This is a genomic window from Roseisolibacter agri (genome assembly GCF_030159095.1).
Taxonomy (GTDB): Bacteria; Gemmatimonadota; Gemmatimonadetes; order Gemmatimonadales; family Gemmatimonadaceae; genus Roseisolibacter; species Roseisolibacter agri.
Genome location: NZ_BRXS01000006.1, coordinates 129,209 through 155,449 on the forward strand (window position 1 = coordinate 129,209; position 26,241 = coordinate 155,449).

The 26,241-nt window shown below is 71.7% G+C and carries 20 protein-coding genes and 1 tRNA gene; 8 read left to right on the forward strand and 13 right to left on the reverse strand.

Translation table 11 applies throughout. The annotated features are described in order from the left end of the window. Window positions 1–88: 88 nt before the first annotated feature. A complete protein-coding gene (gene icd / locus rosag_RS18935; RefSeq protein ID WP_284351738.1) occupies window positions 89–1,324 on the reverse strand; it encodes an isocitrate dehydrogenase (NADP(+)) in 1,236 nt (411 codons plus the stop codon). Between the two features lie 406 nt (window positions 1,325–1,730). On the opposite strand from icd, the gene rosag_RS18940 reads away from it, so the two are divergent. The 3 genes from rosag_RS18940 (at window position 1,731) to rosag_RS18950 (ending at window position 8,011) form a co-directional block, all read left to right on the forward strand. Next, window positions 1,731–2,381 carry a hypothetical protein gene (locus tag rosag_RS18940; protein WP_284351739.1) on the forward strand — a complete coding sequence of 217 codons (651 nt, stop codon included), beginning with the start codon at window positions 1,731–1,733 and terminating at the stop codon, window positions 2,379–2,381. A gap of 21 nt (window positions 2,382–2,402) precedes the next feature. Beyond that, window positions 2,403–3,038 (forward strand): hypothetical protein, encoded by a 636-nt coding sequence (locus rosag_RS18945; RefSeq protein WP_284351740.1) that lies wholly within the window; start codon window positions 2,403–2,405, stop codon window positions 3,036–3,038. 167 nt (window positions 3,039–3,205) lie between these two features. After that, window positions 3,206–8,011, forward strand: a complete 4,806-nt coding sequence (locus rosag_RS18950) for a diguanylate cyclase (protein WP_284351741.1) — start codon at window positions 3,206–3,208, stop codon at window positions 8,009–8,011. Between the two features lie 111 nt (window positions 8,012–8,122). Here rosag_RS18950 and rosag_RS18955 read toward each other — a convergent pair whose 3' ends face one another. The 5 genes from rosag_RS18955 to rosag_RS18975 all read right to left on the reverse strand — a co-directional run bounded on the left by rosag_RS18955 (window position 8,123) and on the right by rosag_RS18975 (window position 11,879). Continuing rightward, on the reverse strand, window positions 8,123–9,775 hold the full coding sequence (locus rosag_RS18955) for a peptide ABC transporter substrate-binding protein (protein ID WP_284351742.1): 1,653 nt from the start codon (window positions 9,773–9,775) through the stop codon (window positions 8,123–8,125). 102 nt (window positions 9,776–9,877) lie between these two features. Next, window positions 9,878–9,960, reverse strand: a tRNA-Leu gene (locus tag rosag_RS18960). Between the two features lie 110 nt (window positions 9,961–10,070). After that, window positions 10,071–10,616, reverse strand: coding sequence for a Spy/CpxP family protein refolding chaperone (locus tag rosag_RS18965; protein ID WP_345784856.1), 546 nt, complete (start codon window positions 10,614–10,616; stop codon window positions 10,071–10,073). Further along, complete coding sequence (locus tag rosag_RS18970) at window positions 10,613–11,326, reverse strand: zf-HC2 domain-containing protein (protein ID WP_284351743.1); 714 nt, start codon at window positions 11,324–11,326, stop codon at window positions 10,613–10,615. Before rosag_RS18970 ends, rosag_RS18965 begins: the two co-directional genes overlap by 4 nt. Beyond that, window positions 11,319–11,879 (reverse strand): RNA polymerase sigma factor, encoded by a 561-nt coding sequence (locus rosag_RS18975; RefSeq protein WP_284351744.1) that lies wholly within the window; start codon window positions 11,877–11,879, stop codon window positions 11,319–11,321. Before rosag_RS18975 ends, rosag_RS18970 begins: the two co-directional genes overlap by 8 nt. A gap of 103 nt (window positions 11,880–11,982) precedes the next feature. Here rosag_RS18975 and rosag_RS18980 point away from each other — a divergent pair, with 103 nt between their 5' ends. The 5 genes from rosag_RS18980 to rosag_RS19000 all read left to right on the forward strand — a co-directional run bounded on the left by rosag_RS18980 (window position 11,983) and on the right by rosag_RS19000 (window position 18,687). Beyond that, entirely contained in the window at window positions 11,983–12,684 is a 702-nt protein-coding gene (locus rosag_RS18980; protein ID WP_284351745.1) for a glycerophosphodiester phosphodiesterase, read from the forward strand. 38 nt (window positions 12,685–12,722) lie between these two features. Then, window positions 12,723–14,210: an amidohydrolase gene (locus rosag_RS18985; protein ID WP_345784857.1), complete on the forward strand. Its 1,488-nt coding sequence runs from the start codon at window positions 12,723–12,725 to the stop codon at window positions 14,208–14,210. Between the two features lie 75 nt (window positions 14,211–14,285). Beyond that, window positions 14,286–16,331, forward strand: a complete 2,046-nt coding sequence (locus rosag_RS18990) for an AAA family ATPase (RefSeq protein ID WP_284351747.1) — start codon at window positions 14,286–14,288, stop codon at window positions 16,329–16,331. A gap of 521 nt (window positions 16,332–16,852) precedes the next feature. After that, window positions 16,853–17,407, forward strand: a complete 555-nt coding sequence (locus tag rosag_RS18995; RefSeq protein ID WP_284351748.1) for an amidohydrolase family protein — start codon at window positions 16,853–16,855, stop codon at window positions 17,405–17,407. Continuing rightward, window positions 17,407–18,687 (forward strand): amidohydrolase family protein, encoded by a 1,281-nt coding sequence (locus rosag_RS19000; RefSeq protein WP_284351749.1) that lies wholly within the window; start codon window positions 17,407–17,409, stop codon window positions 18,685–18,687. The genes rosag_RS18995 and rosag_RS19000 overlap by 1 nt, the downstream gene beginning before the upstream one ends. Window positions 18,688–18,770: 83 nt before the next feature. On the opposite strand, the gene rosag_RS19005 is transcribed toward rosag_RS19000, so the two are convergent. The 7 genes from rosag_RS19005 to rosag_RS19035 all read right to left on the reverse strand — a co-directional run bounded on the left by rosag_RS19005 (window position 18,771) and on the right by rosag_RS19035 (window position 26,229). After that, window positions 18,771–19,325, reverse strand: a complete 555-nt coding sequence (locus tag rosag_RS19005; protein ID WP_284351750.1) for a hypothetical protein — start codon at window positions 19,323–19,325, stop codon at window positions 18,771–18,773. A gap of 174 nt (window positions 19,326–19,499) precedes the next feature. Continuing rightward, window positions 19,500–19,796, reverse strand: a complete 297-nt coding sequence (rpmA, locus tag rosag_RS19010; RefSeq protein ID WP_284351751.1) for a 50S ribosomal protein L27 — start codon at window positions 19,794–19,796, stop codon at window positions 19,500–19,502. Window positions 19,797–19,810: 14 nt separating this feature from the next. Beyond that, entirely contained in the window at window positions 19,811–20,128 is a 318-nt protein-coding gene (gene rplU, locus rosag_RS19015; protein WP_284351752.1) for a 50S ribosomal protein L21, read from the reverse strand. Between the two features lie 74 nt (window positions 20,129–20,202). Further along, complete coding sequence (locus rosag_RS19020; protein ID WP_284351753.1) at window positions 20,203–21,774, reverse strand: Rne/Rng family ribonuclease; 1,572 nt, start codon at window positions 21,772–21,774, stop codon at window positions 20,203–20,205. A 440-nt stretch (window positions 21,775–22,214) separates the two neighbouring features. After that, window positions 22,215–22,799 carry a methyltransferase family protein gene (locus rosag_RS19025; protein WP_284351754.1) on the reverse strand — a complete coding sequence of 195 codons (585 nt, stop codon included), beginning with the start codon at window positions 22,797–22,799 and terminating at the stop codon, window positions 22,215–22,217. After that, window positions 22,796–24,013, reverse strand: a complete 1,218-nt coding sequence (locus rosag_RS19030) for an acyl-CoA dehydrogenase (protein WP_284351755.1) — start codon at window positions 24,011–24,013, stop codon at window positions 22,796–22,798. Before rosag_RS19030 ends, rosag_RS19025 begins: the two co-directional genes overlap by 4 nt. 137 nt (window positions 24,014–24,150) lie before the next feature. Then, window positions 24,151–26,229 (reverse strand): RecQ family ATP-dependent DNA helicase, encoded by a 2,079-nt coding sequence (locus tag rosag_RS19035; protein WP_284351756.1) that lies wholly within the window; start codon window positions 26,227–26,229, stop codon window positions 24,151–24,153. Window positions 26,230–26,241: the final 12 nt, after the last annotated feature.

Genomic DNA, 26,241 nt, shown 5'->3' on the forward strand with positions numbered 1-26,241 from the left:
GGACGTACGGGGACGTACGGGGACGTACGGAACGCGGAACGGGCGGTCGCCGGGAGGAGTCCCGGGACCGCCCGCCCCGCCGCAAGCGTCAGGCCTGCATCGCCGCGATGATCGCGTCGCCGAAGCCCGAGCAGGAGACCTCGGTGGCGCCCGGCATCTGGCGCGCGAGGTCGTACGTGACCGTCTTCTTGCCGATCGCCTTCTCCATGCCGCTCACGATCAGCTTCGCGGCCTCGTCCCAGCCCATGTACTCGAGCATCATGACGCCCGAGAGGATCACGGAGCCCGGGTTCACCTTGTCGAGGCCCGCGTACTTGGGCGCCGTGCCGTGGGTGGCCTCGAACACGGCGAGGCCGTCGCCGACGTTGCCGCCCGGCGCGATCCCGAGGCCGCCGACCTGCGCCGCCGCGGCGTCCGACAGGTAGTCGCCGTTCAGGTTGGGCGTCGCGATCACCGAGTACTCGTCGGGGCGCAGCAGCAGCTGCTGGAACATGGCGTCGGCGATCACGTCGGTCACCGTGATCCCGCCGTCGGCGATCGACTGCCACGGGCCCTTGTCGATCACCTGGCCGCCGAACTCGTCGCGCGCGACCTCGTAGCCCCAGTCGCGGAACGCGCCCTCGGTGAACTTCATGATGTTGCCCTTGTGCACCAGCGTGACCTTGTCGCGCCGGGTCTTCTGGGCGTACTCGATCGCCATCTTCACGAGGCGCTTGGAGCCGAACGCGGAGATGGGCTTGATGCCGATCCCCGAGCCCTCGCGCACGTCCTTCCCGAACTGGTCCTTCAGGATCCCGCGCAGCTGGTCGACCTCGGGCGAGCCGGCCTTGAACTCGATACCCGAGTAGACGTCCTCGGTGTTCTCGCGGAAGATGACGATGTCGAGCTTCTGCGGCTCCTTCACCGGTGCGCCCACGCCCTCGAAGTAGCGCACCGGGCGGATGCAGGCGTACAGGTCGAGGATCTGGCGGAGCGCCACGTTGAGCGAGCGGATGCCGCCGCCGACGGGGGTGCTGAGCGGGCCCTTGATGGAGACGCGGAACTCGCGCAGCGCCTCGATGGTCTCCTCGGGCAGCCACTCGCCGGTCGTCGCCACGGCCTTCTCGCCGGCGTAGACCTCCATCCAGGCGATCTTGCGCTCGCCGCCGTAGGCCTTGGCGACGGCCGCGTCCATCACGCGGACCGACGCGCGCCAGATGTCGGGGCCGGTGCCGTCGCCTTCAATGAAGGGGACGATCGGGCGGGCCGGGACGGAGAGGACGCCGTTCGAGTACTCGATGGGCGCGCCGTCGGCGGGCACTTGGGCGAAGCGATAGGTCGCCATGGGACCGGAGGGCGGAGAGACGACGGGCGGGCGACGCCGGAGGCGAGCCCGCCACGGAGGCGAAATCGGGACCGGCGTCACGCTGCCGGCCGCGGACGGGGCGCCCCCGCCGCGGGGCGGAAAGCTAGCGGCCGCCCGTCCGGGGCGGCAAGCGCGCCTCCGACGCACCAGCCGCGGCGCGCCGCGCGTCCCCGACCGTCACGCTGCGCGCCAGCCCCTCCGACGGCGTGACACCCCATGCGCTTCGCGTGACGATCTCGCGCTCAAGTTTCTCGCGAAAGCGCGAAAAAGCGCTCAAGTGCGTGCGGGTGAACGTCGATACATGACGGCGAGGGAAGAATGGGATCCTCCGACATGCGGAGCCGATCCAGCCCCCCTCCAACACACCCACGCCCAGGACGCCCGCATGACGCCCCTGCGCCACACGATTCGCTCGCTGTCGCCCGCCCGGCTGGCCATCGCCGGCGGCGCGATCGCCATGACCGTCCTCGGCGCCTGCGCCGACGGTCCGACGGCGCCCGCTGCCGCGCCCCTGACGCCCACCGCCGCCCCCCAGACCGGTCGCATCAACGATGTGCTCGGCGCCACCGTCGGCAGCCTCGCCACGGTGCTCAAGCGCAGCACGCCGCTCCCGGCGCAGCTGACCGCCAGCGCGACGATCGGCAGCGCCGGCGGCACGCTCTCGCTCCCCGGCACCGGGCTCACGCTGACCGTGCCCGCCGGCGCGGTGCACGTGCCGACCGTCTTCACGATCACGGCGCCCGCGGGACGCGGCATCTGGTACGAGTTCGGCCCGAGCGGCGCCCACTTCGACGTGCCGCTGACGGTCACGCAGGAGCTGCCGGCGACGCTCCTCAGCAAGCTGTTCGGCGGCCAGATGCTGGACGCGGTCTACTTCGCCGACGGCACGCAGAACGAGGCCACGGGGACGGCGCTCGCCAAGGAGATCCTCCCGATCACGCTCAACGCCACGGGCACGCGGGCGACCTTCAAGGTCAATCACTTCTCGGGCTACATGGTGTCGAGCGGCCGCTCGCGCTCGTTCTCGGACGAATAAGGAGACCACGACATGACGCGCATGCCGAAGATCCGTACGCTGGTCTCGCTGAACGTCGCGGCGCTCTCGCTGCTCGCCGCCTGCAGCGATGCCCCGACCGTCCCGACGTCGTCGCGCCTCGCGCCGGCCGACGCGCCGAGCCTCGCGAGCTACACCATCGCCGACACGACGGTCAGCACGTTCGACTACAACCCGCTGCTGTCGTACGACCTGTCCCTCGGCGGCGGCGACCGGCTGTCGGTGCCCGCGGGCTCCGTCTGCGACCCGAACCTCTCGGGCTACGGGCCGTCGCTCTGGGACGCGCCCTGCGTCCCGCAGCTGCTGCCGTTGCAGTTCACCGTCCGCACCTGGCGTGACGGCACCGGCCGGCCGCGCATGGTCGTCACGCCGGACGTCCGCTTCGTGCCCGGCAGCAACGTCGTGCTCCGCTTCAAGGACGACGTGGCCGCCGCCGGCGGCAAGAGCGTGATTGTGTGGTGCCCGACGGGCGCCCTCACCTGCGTGAACGAGGGGCTCCAGGATGCCTCGATGATCACGAAGTCGAATCCCAACAACGGCTTCGTGTACCGCCGCCTCAAGCACTTTAGCGGCTACAACGTGGTCGTCGACCGCTCGGGCGAGGAGCCGATCAGCGACACCGGCTTCGGGTTCGAGTAACCGAGTCGGGACACGAGCGACCGGGGGTCGTCGGGCGGGTTGCCGACGACCCCCGGTTCGCGTCCTGTGTGGGTCCGGGCGCACCACGAATGTGTGAGGTTTGCCCGGACCTGCCGACACTCTCCCCGGTACGCTTCGCCACGCACGCGCCCCGAGCCCCGATACCGTTGATCCCGCGCCCCGCTCCCGCCGCATCCCGTGGCGCCCACCTCTCGCTGCTCCCCACCGGGGACGGCGCGGGGGCGGGACGGTCGGCGAGCGCGTGGATCGCCGAGGCGCGCGCCGCCGAGCGGGTGGGCCAGCGCGAGCAGGCGCGCGGGGCGTTCGAGCGGGCGCTCTACGCGATGGCGAGCCTCGAGGATGCCTCGCAGGCCTCCGCGACGCTGCGCTGGATCGCGCGCACGTACGTGGAGGACAGCAACTTCGACGCGGCGTGGGACTGCCTCGAGGCGGCGCTGGCCGTCGCGGAGGCGACCGCCGACGACGCGGCCGCCGGGCACGCGACGAACCTCCAGGCCATCGTGCGCTGGCGGCAGGGCGAGCTGGACGAGGCCGAGCGCCTGTACCTGACCGCGCGCGGCCGCGCGCTCCGGGCCAAGGACGCCAAGCTGGCCGCCATGACGGCGCAGAACCTCGGCGTGCTGGCGAACGTGCGCGGCGACTACGAGGTCGCGCGCCGTCACTACGAGGCGAGCCTTGCCGAGTACCGCGCGCTCGGCCTCCTGCGCGACGTGTGCGTGGCGCTCAACAACCTCGGCCTGCTGCACACGCACGAGCGCCGCTGGGAGGACGCGCACCGCGCGTTCGCGGAGGCGAGCGAGATCGCCGACCTCGCGGGCGATCTGAGCACGCGCATCATGCTCGACGTCAACTTCGCCGAGCTGTGGGTCGCGCGCGGCGAGTACGCGTACGCGCAGGGCGCCGTGCGGCACGCCCTGGACCTCGCCGCGCGCACGGGCGACGCCGCCGCCATCGGACAGGCGACGAAGCTCCAGGGGATCATCGCGCGCGAGGCGGGCGACCTCGAGGAGGCCGAGCAGCACTTCATCCGCGCCGAGGAGATCGCGGCGTCCCGGACCGACATCCTGCTGCAGGCCGAGATCGCGCGGGAGCGCGCCGACCTCGCGCGACGGCTCGGGCGCAACCGCGACGTGCTGCAGCAGCTGAACCGCGCGCACAACCTGTTCGAGCGGCTGCGCGCGGCGCAGGAGCTGGCGGACATCGACCAGCGCTTCGCGGGGCTCGAGGATCAGTTCCTCCACGTCGCGCGGCGCTGGGGCGAGTCGATCGAGGCGAAGGACCGCTACACGCAGGGTCATTGCGTGCGCGTCGCGGACCTGTCGTGCGCGATCGCGGAGCTGGCCGGCTTCGAGGGGCGCTCGCTCTTCTGGTTCCGCATCGGCGCGCTGCTGCACGACGTCGGCAAGATCGTGATCCCGGCCGAGGTGCTTAACAAGCCCGGGAAGCTCACCGACGAGGAGTGGGCGCTGATGCGCAGCCACACCACGGCGGGCGTCGAGGTGCTGGCCGACATTGAGTTCCCGTGGGACGTCCGCCCGATCATCCAGTACCACCACGAGCGGTGGGACGGCACGGGCTACCACGGCCTGAAGGGCGAGGAGATCCCGCTCGTCGCGCGCATCCTCTGCGTCGCCGACGTCTACGACGCGCTGACGAGCGTGCGCAGCTACAAGCGCGCGATGTCGCACGACGAGACGATGACGATCCTGCGGCGCGACGTAGGCACGATGTTCGACCCGCAGGTGTTCGCGTGGTTCGAGACGCTCGCGCCGGCGTGGGCGAAGCGCACGCGCGAGGCGCACGACGCGGCGGCGCAGGCCCCGGCCGAGCCGGTCGCGCGCGCCGAGGCCGCGCCCGCAGCCGCGGCGCCGGCCGCGCCCAGCGCGCCCGAGGTCGACGACCTCACCGGCATGCCGCTCCGCCGCGCGTTCCGCGAGACGGCGGAGCGCGTGCTCGCCGCGCGCCGCACGACCGAGCGCCCGGTGTCGCTGCTCGTGATCGACATCGACCACTTCAAGCTGGTCAACGACACCTTTGGCCACCTGCAGGGCGACGACGTGTTGCGCCTGGTGGCCGACCAGCTGCGCGTCAACACGCGGCCCACGGACTACGTCGCGCGCTACGCCGGCGACGAGTTCGTGGCGATGCTGCCGGGCACGCGGCTCGAGGACGCGGTGATCGTGGCGGAGCGCATCCGCGTCGCCGTCGCCGGCCTTGCGTGCCCGCGCCGCGACGCCGAGGGGCAGTTCGTCCAGGTCTCGCTCTCGATCGGCGCGGCGTCGGCGCCCATGCACGGCGACCAGCTGGACACCCTGTTCGCCTCGGCCGACGCGGCGCTCTACGACGCGAAGCGGCGGGGCCGCAACGCCGTGGGCACCGCGTCCACGGGCGGCGACGGGCGCGATGCGCGGCTGCTGCTCGACTGCTTCGTGGGGCGCGGCGAGGAGCGCGCGCGCCTCGGCCGCCTGTTCGACGAGGCCGCGCGCGAGAACCCCGCGATGGTCGCGCTCGTGGGCGAGGCCGGCGTCGGCAAGACGACGCTGCTGCGGCAGCTCGCGCCCGACATCGTCGTCCGCGCAGGCGCGCTGCTCACCGGGCGCTGCATCGAGGCGGACGTGCAGCCGCCGTACGGGCCGTGGACGGAGGTCATCACGGCCGCGATGGCCGCGGGGCTCGTGCAGCCGGCCGCGTGGCCGCAGCTGCGCCGCCTCGTCCCCACCCTGCCCGGCGCGTTCGCGACGCCCACCGACGCGCTCAACGACGGGACGCGCTTCGCGCTCCTGCAGGAGCTCGAGACGCTGCTGACGCAGGCGTCGTCCGAGCGGCCGCTGGTGGTCGTGCTGGAGGACATGCAGTGGGCCGACGGCGCGACGTGGGACGCGCTCGAGTACCTGCAGCAGCGCTTCGAGAAGCAGCGCGTCCTCGTCTGCCTGACCATCCGGACCGAGGACCTCACGGACGCGGGCGTCGCGCGCCGTCGCCGCCTCACGCGCGCCGAGCGCTTCAGCGAGCTGCCGCTCGCGCGCCTGACGCGCGACGAGCTCGCGCACTGGCTGAAGACGATCTTCGGTGGCCAGACGCCGGACGACGCCCTCGTCGACCACCTGGTGACGCACACCGAGGGCAACCCGCTGTTCGCGGTGCAGACGGTGCGCGCGCTGTACGACGACGAGCGCCTGCGCTGGGCGGACGGCCGCTGGCAGTACGTGCCCGACGGCGGCATCCCCGTCCCTACGGCCGTCGAGGACCTGCTGTCGCGGCGGCTCGACCGCCTCACGCCCGCGACGCGCGACGTGCTCATGGTCGCCGCCGTCATCGGGCGCGAGTTCGATGCGGAGACGCTGCTCGCCGCGTCCGAGAAGGACGAGGGGACGGTGCTGGACGCGATCGACGCCGCGCTCGCGGGCACCGTGCTGGTGCCGACCGCCGGCCGTGCCTCGTCCACGCTCGCCTTCGCGCACCGCCTGCTGGCCGAGGTGCTGCTGCGCAGCGCGAACCCGCTGCGGCTGCGACGCGCCCACGCGCGCGTCGCCCGCGCGATCGAGGCGCGCGCGGCCGGCACGTCGGGCGAGGTGGCGCTGCACTACGACCGCGCCGGCATCGCGGCCGAGGCGTACCGCAGCGCGATGGAGGCGGCGACGCACGCCGCCGGCGTCTACGCGTTCGAGACGGCGCTCGACTTCTTCGCCATGGCGCGCCGCCACGCGGATTCGCTGGGCGAGAACGCCGACGTCGAGTGGCGCCTGGCGCAGCTGCATGAGCAGGCCGGCCGCTACGTCGAGGCGGAGCGCCACTGCCAGTTGGTGCTCTCCAACTACTCGGCCGGCGCGGCGACGCTCGGCGTGCTGCCGGCCGCGCGCCGCATGCTGGAGCGCCTCAAGCTGCAGCGCGGCGTCGCCGCGCACGACGTCCTGGCGGCCTGCTTCGAGCTGCTGGAGGAGGCGCGCGCGCGCGAGGACCGCTCCGAGATCGTCGCGCTGCTGACGATGGTGTCGCAGGCGTACGGCCGGCTGGGCGACGTGGAGGCGTCGGAGCAGGTCGCCCGCCAGGCGCTCACCGAGGCGCAGCAGAGCGACGACCTGCGGCTGCAGGCCGACGCGATCATGCGCGTCGGCTCGACGCTGCTCGGCGCCAACCCGGCGGACGCGGTGCCGCACTACCGCCGTGCGCTCGACCTGTTCACGCGCCTCGACGACCGGCGCGGGCAGCTGCGCTGTCACATCAACGTCGGCGTCGCGTGCGACCGCGCGGGCAATCACCCGGCCGCCGAGGTCTCGTACGCCACGGCGCTCGACATCGCGCGCGAGGTGAACGCGGCCGACCTCGCGGGTGCGACGTCGCTCAACCTCGGCGTCCTGCAGATGAAGTCCGGACGCTTCGCGCCCGCGCGCGAGCGGTTCGAGGAGGCGCTGCGGCTGTTCGCGTCGATCGGCAACGAGCCGTTCCGCCTGATCGCGCTCTACAACCTGGCGCATCTCGCGCGAGAGGAGGAGAACCCCGCGGGCGCGCTCGAGCTGTACAGCGCCTCCGTGTCGCTCGCGACGTCGCTGGGGCAGCGCGACGTGCACCTCGGCGCGCTCGCGGGCGCGGGGCTCGCCGAGCTGGCGCTGGGCTTCGCGCAGAGCGCGGAGCAGCAGCTCGCGGATGCGCGCCAGCTGGCGAGCGGCCGCGAGGAGTGGTGGTTCCAGGGCCGCGAGCTGTACGACGCGCTCACGCTCAAGCTGGCCGGGCAGCGCGGCGACGATCGAGACGCGGTGCGCGACGCCATCGTGCGCGCGCTGCAGCGCGCGGACGAGCACGATCAGTACGCCGCGGTCTGGCTGGCCGCCGAGTGCGCGAGCGTGCTGCGCGCGCTGGGCCTGGAGAGCGAGGACCTGCTGCACCGGTACGCCGTGCACGCGCGCGCGCTGGGCTACCAGCCGCTGGTGACGCGCCTCCGCGCGCCGGAGTAGGCGTGGGGTAGCGGCGCCGCTCGCGCCGTCGCGGCACGGACGAACGAAGAGCGGGGCGGCACCGAGATCGGTGCCGCCCCGCTCTTCGTTCGAGAACCGCGCGGCGCCGCGTCAGCGACCGCCCGCGTCCGCCGTCTGCAGCGGGCCCGCCGGCTTCCACTCGGCCAGGTGCGCCCACCACGCGTCCGCCCGCATGCCGACCGGCTGCACGCGACGGCTCACCGCCGCGAGGTTGCGAGGCTCGTAGAGCCAGATCGCGGGCGCGTCGTCGAGCACGATGCGGTAGGCGCGGCGGTACATCGCGAGGCGCTGCGCCGGCGCGAACTCCGCCGCCGCGCTGTCGAGCACCGCGTCGAACGTCGCGTTCGCGTAGCGGCCGAAGTTGGCGCCCACGTCGTCGCCGCGCGGCGTGCCCCACGACTGCCGCAGGCCGGCCGGGCTCGGGTCGGTGCGCCACACGTTGAGCGCGGCGTCGAAGCTCCCCTTCGTCAGGCGCTCGACGAAGGTCGGCGCGTCCACGGGCTCGAGCTCGACCTGCGCGCCCACCGCCTTGAACTGCGCCTGCAGCAGCACCGCGAGCCGCATGCGCGTGCTGCTGGAGCTGGGCACGAGCAGCGAGAACGCGAGCGGCTTGCCGCCGCGGCGCCGCACGCCGTCCTTCGGATCCACGCGCCAGCCCGCGGAGTCGAGCGCCGCACCGGCCGCCGCCAGGTCGAACGCCGGCGCCTGCAGCGACGGATCGTGCGTCGCCTGCGCGCGCGTCACGGGACCGAGCGCCACCTGCCCCAGCGAGTCGAGCGCGCTGCGCACGACGGCCTCGCGGTCCACCGCGCGGCTCAGGGCGAGGCGCACCGTGCGGTCGGCGAACAGCGGGTTCGCGCGCCTCGCAGCCTTCGCGTCGCGCTGGTTGAAGACGAGGTAGCCGTAGTCGAGCGAGCCGTACGGCTCGGCGCGCACGCGCTCCGACTGCGCGACCTTCTTCACGACGTCGCCGCGCACGGTCTCGAGCACGTCGGCCTCGCCCGCGAGCACTCGCAGCGCGGCGGCCGCGGGATCCGGCGCGATCGTCCACACGAGACGGTCGAACGCGGGGCGACCGCGATAGTTCGCGCTGTCGGCCACCAGCTCGATGCGGTCGCGGCGACGCCAGTCCTGCAGGCGGAAGCGCCCGCTGCCGAACGGCTTCTTCGCGTAGTCGGACGCCAGCAGGTCGCCACGCGGCGCGCTGCCGAGCGCGTGCTCCGGCATCACGACCAGGTTGTACGCGATCTGGTAGAACTGCTCGGGGCTGCGGCGCTTCCACCAGACGACCGCCGTCAGCGAGTCGCGCACCGTGACCGAGTCGATGCCCGCGAACGTCGCGGCGTGCGGCGAGCCGACCGCCGGGTGGACGTAGAGGCCGAACGAGAACCGCACGTCGGACGCGGTGACCGGCTTCCCGTCGTGCCAGCGCGCGCGCGGATCGATCGCGAACGCGACCGACATGGAATCGGGCGCCCACTGCCAGCTGCGCGCGAGCTGCGGCGTGAAGCCACGGTCGCCGTCGACCACCATCGAGTCGCCGAGCGTGGCGAGGTAGTCGAACATCATGTCCATCACCTGCTTGCCCGCGGTCGAGGCGACCAGGGGCGGCACGAGCGCGTCCGCGTCGGCCGGCGTCGCGATCACGAGGGACTGCGGGGCGCTGCTCGGCTGCGGGCCGCGGGAGTCGCCGCAGGCGGCGAGCGCCAGCACGGCGCTCAGGAGGACGGGACGGGTGCGCATGGCAAGCGGGCGTGGGGACAGAGGGCCTGAATCCCCCGTGAGTATCGGCACCTCACGGCCGGCTCCACACTCCGCACGGCCGGCTGCCTTCACGGGCCGCGATACCGAGGACGGGACTCGAACCCGTACGTCCTTGCGGACAGAGGTTTTTGAGACCTCCGCGTCTACCATTCCGCCACCCCGGCGCCCGCGCGGTCGCCCGCCGGCCCGGCCGGAAGCTAGCGCGGCGGAACGGGCCGCTCAACGCACGACGCCCGTCGGCACGACCGGCGGGCGTCGTGGCTCACGCGGTGGCTCAGGGAGCGGGCGGGCGGCGCGGGCTCCCGCGCTCGCCGGGCTCGCCGGCGCGTCCCTCGCGCTGCATGCGCATCTGCTGCGCGGCGCGGAAGGCGCGCTCCTGCATCGCCAGGAACTCGGCGCGCTGGATGGGCGTCAGGAAGCGCGCGAGGTCGCGCTGCTCCGCCGACACGAGCTCCATCCGGCTGCGCTGGATGCCGAGCAGCGAGTCGAGCATGCGCCCGACGCGCTCCTGCTGCGCCGCGCTGCCGCGCGCCAGCTCGTCACGCATCTCGCGCCGCAGCGCGCGCTCGCGGCGGAACAGCTGCTGCCGCTCGTTCGCGTAGCGCGCGGTCGCGTCGCGCAGCCGGCGCGCCTGCTCCTCGTTGAGGCCGAGGCGGCGCTTGACCGCCTCCGCCAGCCGGTCCATCGACGGGCGCGCGCCCATCACGCGCTCGCTCACGCGGTCCCGCTGCGTGTCGGCCGGCGCCTGAGCGCCCGCCGTGGTCGTGCCCAGCATCAGCAGCGCGCCCGTGAGGACGCGCCAGTCCCTCGTGCGCATCACGCGCCACCTCCTCGATATTCGCTCGCGTGCTCCGCCGGCTCCAGCGCCGGCAGCGACGCGTCGTCGCTCTCGATCGCGCGCAGCACGGCGCGCAGCTCCTCGTCGGTCAGGTCGTCGAAGCCCTCGCCCAGCGCGTGCGAGCGCCCGGTGGCGGCCGGGCGCTCGACGCGCGGCGCCTCGCTCCCGGCGGGCGAGGGCGTCGTCTCCGGGCGCGCGGCGCTGTCCGTCGTCGGCGACGCGGACGCGAGCACCGCCGCGGGCGGGTTCGCCGCGCTCGATCGGGTCGTGGGCTCGTCGCGCCGCGCGACCGTCACCGCGCCCGCGCCGAGCGCCACGAGCAGCGCGGCGGCCGCGGCGCGCAGCCCGCCGCCCGCGTACCAGCGCCGCGCGGCGGACACGCGCTCGGCGCGCGCGATGCGGGGCGCCAGCGGGATCACGTTGGTGGGAGCCGACGCCGCCGGGCGGACCGTCGCCGCGACCACCGCCAGCGCCAGCCGGTCGAGATCGAGGGGCGGCGCGTCGCCGCCGACGGCGCCACGCACGTCGCGCAGCAGCGCCAGCTCCGCGGTGCACGCCCCGCAGCCGGCGAGGTGCGCCTCGACCGCGCGCCGCTCCCGCTCCGCCAGCCGCCCGTGCTCGAGCGCCGGCAGCGCGTCGCGCATCGCCTCGTCGGCGCACTCCGGCGCCTGGTTTCCGCTGTGGTCACGCATCGACGAACTCCTTCATCGCCCGCATGGCGTTGTGGTAGTGCACCCGCGCCGCTCCCTCGGTCGTGCCCGCGATCCCGGCGATCTCCTTGTACGACCTGCCCTCCGCGACGCGGAGGGTGAAGACCTCGCGCTGCATCGGCGTCAGCCGGTCCAGCGCGGCCGTGAGCCGCTGCTGCGTCTCGCTCGCCACCACGGCGTCGAGCGCCGTGTGGCCGATCGCCGCGTCGGCCTCCTCGGCCGACTCGCGCGCCCGGCGCCTGGCCTGCGAGCGGCGCCGGTCGAGCACCAGGCGCCGCTCGATGGTGAAGAGCCAGGTGCGGAGCGAGCTGTCCGCCCGGAAGCCGTCCAGCGCCTGGAAGGCGCGCACGAACGTGTCCTGCACCAGCTCCTCGACCTCGTCGCGCTCGCCGAGGCTGACCGCGAACCGCGCCAGCGCCGGCGCGTGGCGCCGCACCAGCTCGGTGGCCGCGCGCTCGTCGCCCGCCTGCCAGCGGGCCACCAGTGCGGCGTCGACCGCGTCGTCGTTGCTCGTATCAGCGATCGTCTCGGTCATCACCCGCGTGGTAGACGCGCCCCCTGCGCGGGCGTTAAGCTCTCGCCCGGTCCCGTCCGGCGCCACCGGCCGGGCGCTCCCCGACGCGTCCCGCCGCGAGCCGATGCCCCGCCCCGAGATCATCGCCCACCGCGGCACCCCGCGCGTGCACCCGGAGAACTCCCTGCCCGGCTTCGCCCGCGCGCTCGAGCTGGGGGTGGACGGGATCGAGCTGGACGTGCACCTGACCCGCGACGGCGTGCCGGTGGTCCATCACGATCCGGACCTGGGCCCCGGCGCGGAGTCGCCGGTCGCGGGGCGCCGCATCGTCGACCTCACGCTCGACGAGCTGCGGACGCACGCCCTCGCGCCCGGGGTCCCGGTGCCGACGCTGGCCGAGGTGTGCGCGCTGGCGGACGGGCGCGCGGTCCTGTACGTCGAGGTGAAGGCGCGCGACGCGGAGGACGCCGTGGCGGCGCTCCTGGCCGCGCGCGGCGACCGCACCCCCGTCCACAGCTTCGACCACCGCGTCTCGCGCGGTGTGCGCGACCGCGCGCCCGCGACGCCCGTCGGCGTGCTCTCGGTGAGCTACCTCGTGGACACGATCGGCGCGATGCGCGCGGCGGACGCGCGCGACCTCTGGCAGCACTGGAGCATGATCGACGCGCCGCTGGTGGAGAGCGTCCACGCCGCCGGCGGCCGCGTGATCGCCTGGACGGTGAACGATCCCGCGCACGCGGTCGCCCTCGCGCGCATGGGCGTCGACGGCGTCTGCACGGACCTGCCCGACCAGATGGCGGCCGCGCTCGCGCCGCGCATCTCCTGATCCCCACCCCTGAGCGGAGGACCCGTCTCTCGATGCGCATGGCCGCCCCACGATCCTCACCCGCCACCGCCGCGCTGCTCGCCGGCGCGCTCGCGGTCACGCTCGGCGCGTGCGCGCGCTCGCGCGCGGCGACGCCGAGCACCGGCGCCACGCCGGCGCAGTCCGCCACGACGGCGTCTCCCGCGACACCTGCGGGTGCCGCGCGCAGCGGTCCCGGCGCCGGGGCCCTCTCGCAGCCGAACGCGGATCCGTTCCCGAGCACGTATCGCGTCGCGGCGACGCGACCGACGGTCATCCGCAACGTCACCATCATGACGGCAGCCGGACCGTCGATCCGCAACGGCGCCATCCTGCTGCGCGACGGCAAGGTCGCGGCGGTCGGCGCGACGGTCGACGCGCCGGCGGACGCCGTGGTGATCGACGGCGGCGGGCGATTCGTCACGCCCGGCATCATCGACACGCACTCGCACCTCGGCGTCTATCCGGCGCCGGGCACGCAGGCGCTGAGCGACGGCAACGAGGCCACCAACCCGGTGACCGCGAACGTCTGGGCGGAGCACTCGGTCTGGCCGCAGGACCCGCAGTTCCCGCGCAACCTCGCGGGCGGCGTGACGACGCTGCAGGTGCTGCCTGGCTCCGCGAACCTGATCGGCGGACGCAGCGTGGTGCTCAAGGTCGTGCCGTCGCGCACCGTGCAGGGGATGAAGTTCCCCGGCGCGAAGTACGGGCTGAAGATGGCGTGCGGCGAGAACCCCAAGCGCGTGTACGCGAGCCGCGGCCCGTCGACGCGCATGGGCAACGTCGCGGGCTACCGCGCGGCGTGGATCGGCGCCGAGGCGTACCGACGTCGCTGGGACGCGTGGCTGGCGGGCAACCGCAGCGGCGACGCGCCGGCGCGCGACCTCGGGCAGGAGACGCTGGCGGAGGTGCTGCGCGGGAACATCCTCGTGCACAACCACTGCTACCGCGCCGACGAGATGCAGATTATGACAGATGTGTCACGAGAGTTCGGCTACAAGATCAGGTCTTTCCACCACGGTGTGGAGGCCTACAAGATCGCCGATCTGCTCGCACGTGACTCAATCTCGGCGTCGATCTGGTCCGACTGGGGCGCGTTCAAGATGGAGGCGCTCGATGGCGTACAGGGCAACCTTGCTCTCGTCCACAAGGCCGGAGCCATCGCCATCGTTCACAGCGATGACCCGTCGGGTTCGCAGCGCCTCCTTCAAGAGGCTGCGAAGGGTATCGCGGCGGGGCGGCGCCTGGGGATCGACATCCCTGAGGACGAGGCGATCAAGTGGGTGACCTGGAACGCCGCTTGGGCGCTGGGTCTGCAGGACCGCATCGGGTCGCTTGAGGTGGGAAAGAACGCCGACGTGGTGCTCTGGTCCGGCAACCCGTTCTCCGTCTACACGCGCGCCGAGAAAGTCTGGATCGACGGCACGCTGTACTACGACCGTAGCGACCCGCGCCAGCAGTGGAGAACGGACTTTGAGCTGGGTTTCGTTCCCGCCGCGCCAAGGTAGTCAGTAGCACCCGCACGATCATGGGTGCGCGACGCCGCGCACGAACCGGAATGATGTCCAGCACGAGCTATCCTCATGCTCCTCAGCCAAGTCGAAGTCAATCAGTTCAAGTCAATCGAGAAGCCGCTCACGGTTTCAATCGACCCGAACGTCACCGTGTTCGTCGGCATGAACGAGGCCGGCAAGTCGGCGTTTCTCCAGGCGCTGCACAAGTCGGATTCGGTCGACGACAGCGACTCCTTCAACCCCGTCGCCGACTACCCACGCCGCGCCCTGACGACCTACCTGAAGGAGCACGGCGCAGGGAACGTCGCTGTGGCGACCGAACTCACGTACACGCTGTCGGACGATGAGATTGCCGAAATCAATCGTACGTACGGAACGTCTCTGCCGAAGAACGCCGAGTTCTCCGTAGAGCATAAGTACGACAACACGATTGCCATCGGGCTTGACGTCGATGAGGAGCCGGTTGTGAAGCGTCTCGTCGCGAACGCGTCGCTGAGCAAGGATGCACGAGACGCCGCCGATGGCGCGAAAGACGTTCGTGACCTCGCCGAGAGGCTTTCCGATATCGAAGGCACCGACGCAGACGACGCGTTTCTTGCGGAACTTCAGGGGCGAATCAAGGCAGCCTCGGACAACTGGAAGAGCGTCGTCGCTAATGAAGTCTGGCGTAACTACCTCAAGCCGCGCCTTCCGAAGTTCCTATACTTCGACGATTACCACATGCTGCCCGGAAAGGTCAACCTCGCTGACCTTGCCGCGCGCAGTAAGGCTGCGAAGAATGACCCGAGCCGCCTGACGACAGCACACCGAGGGGTGCTCGCGCTGCTCCGCATGGCGGACATCGACCTGGCTGACCTCTCAAACCCGGACGGGTACGAGACGATCAAAGCGAAGCTCGAAGGAATCTCGAACTCGATCACGGACCAGGTTTTTGAGTACTGGAAGCAGAACGAGAATCTCGAAGTCGAGTTCGACATCCGAGCTGATGCCAAGGAAGAGCCACCGTTCAACGATGGCCCGAACCTGTACATCCGCATCCGCAACAAGCGGCATCGTGTAACCGTCCCGTTCGACCAGCGCAGCAAAGGCTTCATCTGGTTTTTCAGCTTCCTCGTGTGGTTCGACAGCATCCAGCACCAGGTCGCCAATCCTGACGGAACACCGCCAGGCCTCATCCTCCTGCTCGATGAACCGGGCCTCAGCCTCCACGCGTTGGCGCAGGCGGACTTTCTCGCCTACATCGAACAGTTGTCAGCAAATCATCAGGTGCTCTACACGACACACTCGCCCTTCATGGTCGAGTCAGCGCGCTTTGAGCGTGTACGGGTCGTGGAGGACCGAGTTGCGGTTGGTACGGTCATCAGCGAGAACGTGTCGGGCTCCAGCCCGCGAACGCTCTTTCCGCTTCAAGCCGCCTTAGGCTACACAATCGCGCAGAACCTGTTCATCTCGAAGCGCAACCTCCTGGTTGAGGGGCCCGCCGATTTGATCTACCTGCGGTTCGGGTCTGCGAAGGTTGAAAACGCTGGGCTTGAGGCGCTTCGAGACGACGTAACAATCGTTCCGACCGGGGGGCTGGATAAGGTCGCGACTTTCATCGCGCTCCTTGGTGCCAATGAGTTGGAACTCGTTGTCGTCCATGACTCCGCCGGCGCTCCCGATACTCGGCTTGGCGATCTCGTCCGCGAGAAGCTGCTGCCACAGAAGGCTATTCTGACGTATGGCGACGTGGTTTCGCCGGCGTCGAAGAAGGGCGGTGCCAAGGCCGGTGCGACACCGCTGCACGCGGGTCCTGCCGACGTTGAGGACATCTTTACCGTGGCCGAGTACTTGAGCCTCTTCAACGGCGCATTCGCGGCCTCCCTACCGAAGCCGGTGACTGAAGCCGATCTGCCTCCTGGTGATCGGATCGTGGACCGACTGACCCGGTACCTCAAGTCGAATGGCATTCAGCTTCGAGCGAAGGGCGGGTATAACCACTACGCGGTCGCGGCGTACCTCGCGTCGAACCCGCTCGCGACTCTCGACCCTGCGACACTCGCACGCTTCGGAGCCCTCTTCAAACGCGTGAATCCCCTCTTCTCCGCGCCGGACGACGAGGACGAAGGGGAATAGTCCCTCCTTGCTAGTCGCCACTGACCGACCGGGGATCGTATGGACGACCGCCTTAGGCTGGCGAGTCTGCCGTAGATCCCTCAGTCGGGTCAGGCTGTAGCAACCATTCAGGTAATGGTCGTCGCGGCACGAGCCGGTCAGATCAGAGCGAAGTCTGTCATGTCAGCGCCGTGCTACCGAAAGCTCAGCGGTAGGCATGAGACTACTTCGCGAGGCGCCTCGCCCATTCCCGGAAGTATGCATCGATAGCGGCCAAATCTCCGGTCGACTCTTGGACGAGCCAGAGCCATTCGCTGACACCCTGACCGCCTACACGTCGCTCGATCACGCCGCGATTTCGAGCGCCACCTCGCGAATAATCGAACGAGACGATGAAACCTGTTACCGTCGAGAAGATCGTGGCGCCTGAGTGGTCGCCCTCGCCACGATATAACGCCAACCAGTATTGGAGTTCCGTCGACTCCGGGTTAGACGCGTCGGGCGATCGTCCACAACCGGCTGGCGAAGCTAATCCAGACGAGATGGCGCAGATGATCGACATCGCGAAGGAGTTCGGGTACAGGATCCGCAGCTTCCACCACGGAGTGGAGGCGTACAAGATCGCCGACCTGCTGGCGCGCGACTCGATCTCGGCGTCCATCTGGTCCGACTGGGGCGGCTTCAAGATGGAGGCGCTCGACGGCGTGAAGGCGAACCTCCCGATGGTGCACCGGGCCGGCGCGCGCGCGATCGTGCACTCGGACGATCCGTCCGGCTCGCAGCGGCTGCTGCAGGAGGCCGCGAAGGCGATCGCCGCCGGCCGGCAGATCGGCATCGAGGTCACCGACGACGAAGCGATCCGCTGGGTGACGATCAACGCCGCGTGGGCCCTCGGCCTCGACGACCGCATCGGGTCGTTGGAGGTCGGCAAGAACGCCGACGTCGTGCTCTGGTCGGCCAACCCGTTCAGCGTCTACGCACGCCCGGAGAAGGTGTGGATCGACGGCACGATGTACTTCGACCGCAGCGACCCGCGCCAGCAGTGGCGCACGGACTTCGAGCTGGGCTTCGTGCCGGCGAACGGAGGGACGCGCTGATGCGCCGCCTCATCACCGCGCTCGCCGCGACCGCCGTCCTCGGCGCGCCGCTGGCCGCGCAGACGATCGCCATCACGGGCGGCACCGTGTATCCGGTGTCGGGCCCGAAGCTGGAGAATGCCACGGTCCTGATGCGCGACGGGCGCATCGTGGCCGTCGGCACGAACGTCACGATCCCCGCCGGCGCGCAGCGCATCGACGCCACGGGCAAGTGGGTGACGCCGGGCCTCGTGAACGCGTACACGCAGCTCGGCGTCGTCGAGGTCGGCGCGGTGACCGAGACGCGCGACGTGAGCGCGCGCGGCCGCGACGCCATCTCCGCGGCGTTCACCGTGTGGGATGGCCTCAATCCCGCCAGCGTGCTGCTCGCCCCGGCGCGCAACGAGGGCGTGACCACCGTCGGCGTGATCCCGGGCAGCGGATTGATCGCCGGACAGGCCGCGATCGTCGACCTCGTCGACGGCACCGCGACGGACATGGTGCGTCGCGCACCCGTGGCGATGGTCGCGACGATGACGCCGCCCGGTGGCCAGGGCAACGTGCCCGCGTCCCGCGGCGAGCTGCAGGTGCGCCTGCGCGAGATCCTGAGCGACGTGCGCGCCTACATGCGCAACAGGGCCGCGTACGAGCGCGCCGAGTCGCGCGAGCTGGCGGTGAGCCGCGCGGACCTCGAGGCGCTGATCCCCGTCGTGCAGGGGCGGCTCCCGATGCTCGTGCAGGCCGATCGCGCGAGCGACATCGACGCGGCGCTGCGCCTGTCGCGCGAGTTCGGCTTCAAGCTGATCGTCGGCGGCGGCGCGGAGGCGTGGCAGGTCGCCGATCGCCTGAAGGCGGCGAACGTGCCCGTGCTCACCGGCGCGATGAGCAACCTCCCCTCGAGCTTCACCACGCTCGGCGCGCGGCAGGAGAGCGTCGGCCTGCTGCGCCGCGCCGGCGTGAGCGTGGCCATCATCGGCAACGGCGGCGGCGACGAGGAGACGTTCAACGCGCGCAACATCCGCTACGAGGCGGGCAACGCGGTCGCGTACGGCGCGACGTGGGACGACGCGCTGCGCGCGATCACGCTCGCACCGGCGGAGGTGTTCGGCGTCGCGGATCGCATCGGCTCCCTGGCGGTGGGCAAGGACGCGAACGTCGTCGTCTGGAGTGGCGACCCGTTCGAGTTCCGCACCGACGCGGAGCACGTGTTCATCCGCGGGCGCAGCGTGAAGGCGCCGTCGCGGCAGGACCAGCTGATGGAGCGCTACAAGACGCTGCCGCCGACGTACCGCACCCCCTGAGCGCGTCGACGTGCGATACGAACACGAAGGGGGCGCGGGCCCATGCGGCCCGCGCCCCCTTCGCGCTCAGGTGGCGGCTCGCGTCAGAGGTGCTCGCGGTTCCACTCGTCGCGCTCGGACGGACGTCCGCCCGGCGCGTCGAAGGTGTCGGCGGCTCCGCCCGCGTGCGACGTCGTCCCGCCGGCGGCGGCGGCGCCGCCCGTGTCCACCGTGCCGTCCGGCCGGTGCGACGCCCCCGAGTTCCCGCCGAAGTCGGTCGCGCCCTCGGCCGTCGTGCTCGGCGCATCGGTGGAGGCGGTGCCGGCCGACGTGGTGCCGCTCGTCGAGGCGCTGGCCGTCGACGTGTCGTCCGCGCGCGGCGTGCGGCGCGTGATCGCGTCGAGCTCGGTCTCCAGGCGCGTCGCCTCGGCCTCGTGCTCGGTCAGCGTGGCGTGCAGCCGGGTGATCTCGGCGTCGTCGTCGATCGGGCGGCCATCGGTCCGGGCGCGCGAGTAGGCGTAGCCCAGGCGCTGCGCCGCCTTGTCGGCGAGCTGGCGGGCGCGCACCTGCTCGAGGCGGATGCGCCCCTCGTCGATCGCCTCCTGGGCGACCTTGCCGGCGCGGTCGAGCTCCTGCTTCACCTTGTCCCACAGTGCCATCGGACTCCTCCGGGAGAGCGGTCGTGGACCCTACGGCCTGCCGGGGTGCAAGGTTGCGGCCGGCCGGCGCGGGTGCCAGTCGGGAAAACCGGAGGACCGAAAACGCGAACGCCCCCGCGCGGGGCGCGGGGGCGTTCGGCGATGTCGCGGGTGCAGCGGGGTGCTGCGGGCGGGTCAGGCCGACGCGGGCGCGTCGATCGAGACCTCGGCCGGCTGCTGCACCGGGTAGACGCTGACCTTCTGACGCGTCTTGCTCTTGTGCTCGAACTTCACGACCCCGTCGATGAGCGAGTAGATCGTGTAGTCGCGGCCCAGCCCGACGTTGTTGCCGGGGTGCCACTTCGTGCCGCACTGGCGGACGATGATGTTGCCGGCGATGACCTTCTCGCCGCCGTACTTCTTGATCCCGCGGTACTGCGGATTCGAATCGCGGCCGTTCTTGGACGAGCCGACGCCCTTCTTATGTGCCATTGTATCGCTCGCCGTCAGCCGAGGGTGATGTCCTTGATGCGGATCTCGGTGTAGCCCTGCCGGTGGCCCTGCTTGCGGGCGTAGTTCTTCCGGCGCTTGAACTTGAAGACCACGATCTTGTCGCCGAGGCCGTGCTTGACGATCTCCGCCGTGACCTTCGCACCGGAGAGCGTGGGGACGCCCGTGCGGACGGTGCCGTTGTCGGAGCCGAGGAGGACCTCGTTGAACTCGACGTCGTGGCCCGCCTCGCCCAGGAGCGAAGGCACGCGCAGCGTCTTGCCCGGCTCGGCGCGGAACTGCTTGCCGCCGGTGCGGATGATAGCGTAGGTCATGACAGGAAACCTGATGCGGTGACGTGAGAGCCTAGAAGCTTATCCTGCCTAGGCTTAGGTGTCAACCCAACGGCTCAGGCCACCGCATACTGGTCCGTGACGTCCCGGCCGGCGCCCTTCACCACCAGCTTGAACTCGTCCGGCTTCAGCAGCGGATCGTCGCGCAGCTCCAGCGTGAAGCCCACCGTCTTCTCGAGCTTCCGCACCAGGTCCTGCTCCTCGGTCAGCACGTGGAGCGCCGTCTCGGGGTGCAGGCGGACCATCAGCGGGTCGCGCTTCCCCTCCGACGCCATCCGCTTCACCGAGCGTTCCATCCGCCGCAGCACCGTCTCGGGGGTGAAGATCCGGCCCGTCCCGGCGCAGGTCGGGCACGGCGCCGTCATGCTCTGCAGGTGGCTCTGTCGCACGCGCTGGCGGGTCATCTCGATCAGCCCCAGGTCGCTCACCTGGTAGGCCTTGGTCCGCGCCCGGTCGCGCGACAGCGCCTGCCGCAGCTCCTGCAGCACCCGGTCGCGGTTCGACTGCGTCTCCATGTCGATGAAGTCGCAGACGATGATCCCGCCCACGTCGCGCAGCCGCAGCTGCCGGGCGACCTCGCGGGCCGCCTCGACGTTGGTCTTGAGGCTCGTCTTCTCGGGATCCTTCTTCCCGACGAATCGGCCCGAGTTCACGTCCACCGAGACCAGCGCCTCGGTCGGCTCGATGATCAGGTAGCCGCCGGATGGCAGGTCGCAGCGCCGCTTGAACAGGTCGCGGATCTCGGTCTCGATGTCGTACTTGTCGAACAGCGGGACCGGCTCCTCGTACAGCTTGACCCGCTCCGCCAGCTCGTCGGCCGCGATCCCCTTGAGGTACTCCTGGATCTCGTGGAAGACGGCCTTCGAGTCGACGACCAGCGAGTCGACCTTGTCGCTGAACAGGTCGCGCACCAGGCCGCGCGTGAGGCTCGTCTCCTGGTGGATGAGCGCCGGCGCGCGCATGAAGCGGGTCTTCCGCTTGATGCGCTTCCAGTTGTTCATCAGCGTCGACAGCTCGCGCCCGAACGTCTCCTGCGAAGCGTCCTCGGAGACGGTGCGCACGATCACGCCCCCCTCGTCGGGCGGCAGGACGGCGCCGGCCATCTCCTTCAGCTTCCGGCGCTGGTCGCGCTCCGAGATCTTGCGGCTCACGCCCACGCGCGAGGCGTGCGGCATGTAGACGAGGAAGCGGCCGGCGAGCGAGACCTGCGCGGTGACGCGCGGTCCCTTCGTCGAGATGGGCTCCTTCGAGACCTGGACGAGGAGGTCCTGCCCCTTCTTCAGGACGTCCTGGATCGGCGGCGCCTCCTTCCGGCGGCGTCCCCCCGTCTTCTTGGGGGGCGCGTCGGGCGCCTCGTCCTCGTCGTCGTCCTCGTCAGGCTCGTCCGGGTCCTCGTCCTCGTCGAAGACGAGGTCGGAGGCGTGCAGGAAGGCCGCCTTGTCCGTCCCGATGTTGACGAACGCCGCCTGGATGCCGGGCAGCACCGCCTCGACCTTGCCGAGGTAGACGTCGCCCACCATGCGGCGGGCGTCCGGACGATCGACCAGCAGCTCGACGAGCTGGTCGTCCTCCAGGATCGCGACCCGGGTCTCCCGCGGGGACGCGTTGATGAGAATGTCGCGCTTCATTCCGGACGGCCCCGGCGACGGCCGCCGGCGACCCGGCGGTGCGGCGGGCGGGGCCCGGCGAGAAGGTGGGGGCGGCCTGCACGCCCGGACGGGCCGGGACGGGCGGAGCGCCGGCTGGAGGACTCGTCACCCCGAGCGCGATCGTCCATGCGCCGCCCGGCCGGACTTCAGCGCCGCGAGGCCGGCCACGCCCCAGGGGCGTCGCGCGGCCGGGCACGTCCGGCGTGGAACGAGGGTGCATGCGATCGGGTGCGCGGGGGTGCGCGCGTATAGCCTGGCGCGGGACGAGGCGGCGCCCGCCGTCGGCGGGCACCAATGGCCGTGCGCGGCGGGCCGGAGTCGCCGACCCGCCGCACGCGTGGCGTCGTTCGACGGCGCCACGTCCCAACGTTACTCGCGCGCGCGCCCTCCCGGCAATGCGCCGGGCGCGCTCCGCCCCCTCAGCCCCCGGTCTGCCGCCGCCAGGTCCAGTAGGCCAGCCAGGCCATCACGCCCAGGAATCCCAGCGCCGCCTGCCACTCGCGGTGGAACAGGTAGAGCTTGAGGTCGAACGGCGGCGCGTCGCCCGAGGCCGCGGAGCCCCCGCCCCGCCACGGCGTCACGCGCGGCACGAACGACGGCACGTGGCGCTCCCACTCCGCGTACGCGTCCGGGAAGCGCGCGCTCACGAACGCGCGCTCGCGCTTGATGACCGGCGCGTAGACAGCCAGCCAGAACACCGCGACCGCCACCAGCAGCGCCCAGTGCACCGCGAGCGCGCACCCGGCCGCGAGGAGGAAGCTGCCGAAGTAGAGCGGGTTGCGCGTGTGCGCGTACGGGCCGGTCGTCGCGAGGCGGTCGTTCTTGACGATGTGGCCCGCGGCCCACGCGCGGATCACGAGGCCGATCACCGCGACCGCCGCGCCCAGCGCGAGCGACCGCCACGAAAGCCAGGGCGAGCGGGTCGCGCCCCACAGGTAGAGCGCGGCGACGACGAAGCCCAGCGGCACCCGGAGCCGCTGGATCGACCAGGGCTTCTTGCTCAATCCGCGAGCTCCTTCAGCAGGTGCCGCGCGATCACCAGGCGCTGGACCTCGCTCGTGCCCTCGCCGATCTCGCAGATCTTGGCGTCGCGCATCATGCGCTCGACGGGATAGTCCTTCGTGTAGCCGTAGCCGCCGTGGATCTGGATCGACTTGATCGTGGCGCGCATCGAGAGCTCGCTGCAGAACAGCTTCGCCATCGCCGCCTCCTTGCCGAACGGGCGGCCCGCCTGCGCGAGCTTCGTCGCCGCGTACAGCAGGTGCTTCCCGGCCTCGATCTCGGTCGCCATGTCGGCGAGCGGGAACGAGACGCCCTGGAAGTTCACGATCGCCTGCCCGAACTGCTTGCGCTCCGTGCTGTACTTCAGCGCCGCCTCGAACGCCCCCTCGGCCAGGCCGAGCGAGAGCGCCGCGATGCCGATGCGTCCCGCGTCGAGCGTGCGCATGAAGTTCACGAAGCCCAGCCCCTCCTCGCCCAGGAGGTTCTCGGCCGGCACCTCGACGTCCTCGAAGATCAGCTCCGACGTGTCGGAGGCGCGCCACCCGAGCTTGTCCTCCTTCTTGCCGGCGCGGAACCCGGGGAGCGGCGTGATCGAGTCGTCGTGCCCCACGCCGAGCGCGCGCGCCTGCGCGACGTCGCACGTCTCCTTCGTGAGGATGAAGGAGCTGATCCCCTTCGTCCCCTTCGACGGATCGGTGACGGCGGTGACGACGAACACCTCGCCGACGGAGCCGTGCGTGATGAAGCGCTTGGCGCCGTTCAGGACGTAGTGGCCGTTCTTCCGCACCGCCGTCGTGCGCGTGCCGCCCGCATCGCTGCCGGCGTCGGGCTCCGTCAGGCCGAAGCCGCCGAGCACCTTGCCGCTCGCGAGGAGCGGGAGGTAGGCGGCCTTCTGGGCCTCCGTGCCGAAGTGGAAGATCGGCGACGTGCCGAGCGTCGTGTGCGCGGAGATCGTGATCGCGTGCGACGCGTCGACCTTCGCCATCTCGTAGATGGCGATGATGTAGCTCGTGAGGTCGAGGCCCGCGCCGCCGACCTCCTCGGGCCACGGCACGCCGAGGAGCCCGAGCTCCCCCATGCGCTTCACGTTCTCCCACGGGAAGCGCGACTCCTCGTCGAGCCGCGCCGCGACCGGCTGCACCTCGTCCTGGGCGAACGCGCGCACCATCTCGCGCACGGCGTGGTGCTGGTCGTCGAAGTACTGCGAGTCGTCCATATGCCGTCGCCGCCCGCGGGGCGTGTCCACTGGTCCGGGAGGGGCGCGCCGAACGCGCCGCGCCGCCCGTCGGGCGGCAGCACCGAAAGCTCGCCGGTCGGGCGACCGCGCACCAGTCGGCGCGCGTTCGCGCGCGGTCAGGCCGCCTCGGTGCCCTCGGCCTCGCGGAGCGCCGTCAGGAAGCGGGCGCCGTACTTCTCCAGCTTCGCCGGGCCCACGCCACGCACCTCGCCCATGGCGGAGAGCGTGCGCGGCCGCCGCACCGCCAGCTCCGCCAGCGTGCGATCGGGGAACACGACGTACGCGGGCACCTGCTCCGCGCGCGCCAGCTCGCCGCGCACGGCCTTCAGCGCCGCGAAGAGCGCTGCCTCCTCGGGGCCGAGCACCATCTCCTGCGACGGGGCGGGCGCGCTGGCGCCACCACCCGAGCGCGCGCGCGAGCGGCCGCCACCCGGCTTGGGCACCGCGGTCGGCAGCGCGGGCGCCGTCACCGTGTGCTTGATGCCGAGGCAGTTGTCACACCCCGAGCACTGGTTGCGCGCGGCCGGATCGCCGAAGTAGCGCAGCACGAAGTGCCGGCGGCACCCCGTGTGGTACGCGTACCGCTGCATCGCGTCGACCTTCGAGAGCTCGGCCCGGCGCCGGCGCTCCAACCCGTTCCAGTCGATGGGCGCGTCGGCGAGCGCGCGCCGTGGATCGGTGAGGCGCGTGCCGCCGCCCGCCCGCTCCACGACCACGAACTGGCGCGCCTGCAGCGCCTCGAGCACCGGAAGCGCCCCCTGCCCGCCGCCCATGCCCGGCGGCAGCGCGTCGAGGTCGACGATCGCTCCCGACTCCAGCTGCTTGCCCGCGATGCGCCAGAGCGCGCGCAGGAGCTCGAGCGCCATCGGGTCGCTGCCGAGCTCCCGCTTGATGCGGTCGGGCGTCGCCAGCAGGCGCACGTGCACGCGCGACGGCGACTCCGACTCGGTGCGGATGAGGTCCGCCTGCGACATCACGCGCAGCGCGCTCTCGACCTCGCGCGCGCTCACCTTCCCCGGCAGCGCGACCGCGAGATCCTCGGCGCCGTACTGCACGAGGCCCGAGCGGTCGGCGTCGCGGCGCAGGCGCTCGAACACCTGCTCGACCAGCTGCCGCTCCGGATACGCGCCCTTGATGAAGAACTCGTGCGTGAAGCGGTCGGGGAACGAGTGCAGCAGGAAGACCTCGGACGGCAGGCCATCGCGGCCCGCGCGTCCCGCCTCCTGGTAGTACGCCTCCAGCGAGCCGGGCATCGCGTGGTGCACGACGAGGCGCACGTTGGGCTTGTCGATGCCCATGCCGAACGCGTTGGTCGCCACGATGGCGCGCACGTCCTCGTTCATGAACGAGTCCTGCACCTCGTGGCGGTGCGCGTCGTCGAGGCCCGCGTGATACGCCACCGTCGGGATCTTCGCGCGCGTCAGCACCTCGGTCACGCGCTCCACCGACTTGCGCGTGGACGCGTAGACGATCGCCTGGCCGTCGTTGCGCGCGAGCACGTCCGCGAGCGCCGCGTCCTTCTCGCGGTCGCCCTTCACCGGCACCACGTGGTAGTGCAGGTTCGTGCGGTCGAAGCCCGTGATGACCGTCTCGGGCTCGTGCAGGCCGAGCTGCGCGGCGATGTCGCGGCGGACCTCGGGCGTGGCCGTCGCGGTGAGCGCGATCGTCACCGGATCGCCGAGCGCCTCGCGCACGCGCCGCATGCGCAGGTAGGAGGGCCGGAAGTCGTGCCCCCACTCGCTGATGCAGTGCGCCTCGTCCACCGCCAGCAGCGCCACGCCCATCTCGCGCAGCCGATCGGCCGTGTTGCCGAAGTCGAAGCGCTCGGGCGCGACGTAGAGCAGCTTCAGCTCTCCGCGTGCCGCGCGCGTGAAGCGCTCCTGCGCCTGCGCGGTCGTGAGCGTGCTGTTGATGAACGCCGCCGGCAGGCCGCGCGCGGTGAGCGCGTCGACCTGGTCCTTCATCAGCGAGATGAGCGGCGACACGACGACCGTGAGGCCCGGCAGCAGCAGCGCCGGCACCTGGTAGCAGAGCGACTTGCCGCCGCCGGTGGGCAGGATGACGAGCGTGTCCCGCCCCTCGAGCACGGCGCGCACGGCGCGCTCCTGTCCGGGGCGGAACTCCGGATAGCCGAAGCGCGCCCGCAGCAGCGCGCGGGCGTCGTCGAGCGTCGGCGTCGTCACCTGCTGCGACATTCGGTCAAGCTA

Coding starts and splice junctions, on each gene's coding strand:
- icd (WP_284351738.1), bottom strand. CDS start 1,324: ATGGCGACCTATCGCTTCGCCCAAGTGCCCGCCGACGGCGCGCCCATC.
- rosag_RS18940 (WP_284351739.1), top strand. CDS start 1,731: ATGACGCCCCTGCGCCACACGATTCGCTCGCTGTCGCCCGCCCGGCTG.
- rosag_RS18945 (WP_284351740.1), top strand. CDS start 2,403: ATGCCGAAGATCCGTACGCTGGTCTCGCTGAACGTCGCGGCGCTCTCG.
- rosag_RS18955 (WP_284351742.1), bottom strand. CDS start 9,775: ATGCGCACCCGTCCCGTCCTCCTGAGCGCCGTGCTGGCGCTCGCCGCC.
- rosag_RS18970 (WP_284351743.1), bottom strand. CDS start 11,326: ATGCGTGACCACAGCGGAAACCAGGCGCCGGAGTGCGCCGACGAGGCG.
- rosag_RS18975 (WP_284351744.1), bottom strand. CDS start 11,879: ATGACCGAGACGATCGCTGATACGAGCAACGACGACGCGGTCGACGCC.
- rosag_RS18980 (WP_284351745.1), top strand. CDS start 11,983: ATGCCCCGCCCCGAGATCATCGCCCACCGCGGCACCCCGCGCGTGCAC.
- rosag_RS18985 (WP_345784857.1), top strand. CDS start 12,723: ATGGCCGCCCCACGATCCTCACCCGCCACCGCCGCGCTGCTCGCCGGC.
- rosag_RS18990 (WP_284351747.1), top strand. CDS start 14,286: ATGCTCCTCAGCCAAGTCGAAGTCAATCAGTTCAAGTCAATCGAGAAG.
- rosag_RS18995 (WP_284351748.1), top strand. CDS start 16,853: ATGGCGCAGATGATCGACATCGCGAAGGAGTTCGGGTACAGGATCCGC.
- rosag_RS19000 (WP_284351749.1), top strand. CDS start 17,407: ATGCGCCGCCTCATCACCGCGCTCGCCGCGACCGCCGTCCTCGGCGCG.
- rosag_RS19005 (WP_284351750.1), bottom strand. CDS start 19,325: ATGGCACTGTGGGACAAGGTGAAGCAGGAGCTCGACCGCGCCGGCAAG.
- rpmA (WP_284351751.1), bottom strand. CDS start 19,796: ATGGCACATAAGAAGGGCGTCGGCTCGTCCAAGAACGGCCGCGATTCG.
- rplU (WP_284351752.1), bottom strand. CDS start 20,128: ATGACCTACGCTATCATCCGCACCGGCGGCAAGCAGTTCCGCGCCGAG.
- rosag_RS19020 (WP_284351753.1), bottom strand. CDS start 21,774: ATGAAGCGCGACATTCTCATCAACGCGTCCCCGCGGGAGACCCGGGTC.
- rosag_RS19030 (WP_284351755.1), bottom strand. CDS start 24,013: ATGGACGACTCGCAGTACTTCGACGACCAGCACCACGCCGTGCGCGAG.
- rosag_RS19035 (WP_284351756.1), bottom strand. CDS start 26,229: ATGTCGCAGCAGGTGACGACGCCGACGCTCGACGACGCCCGCGCGCTG.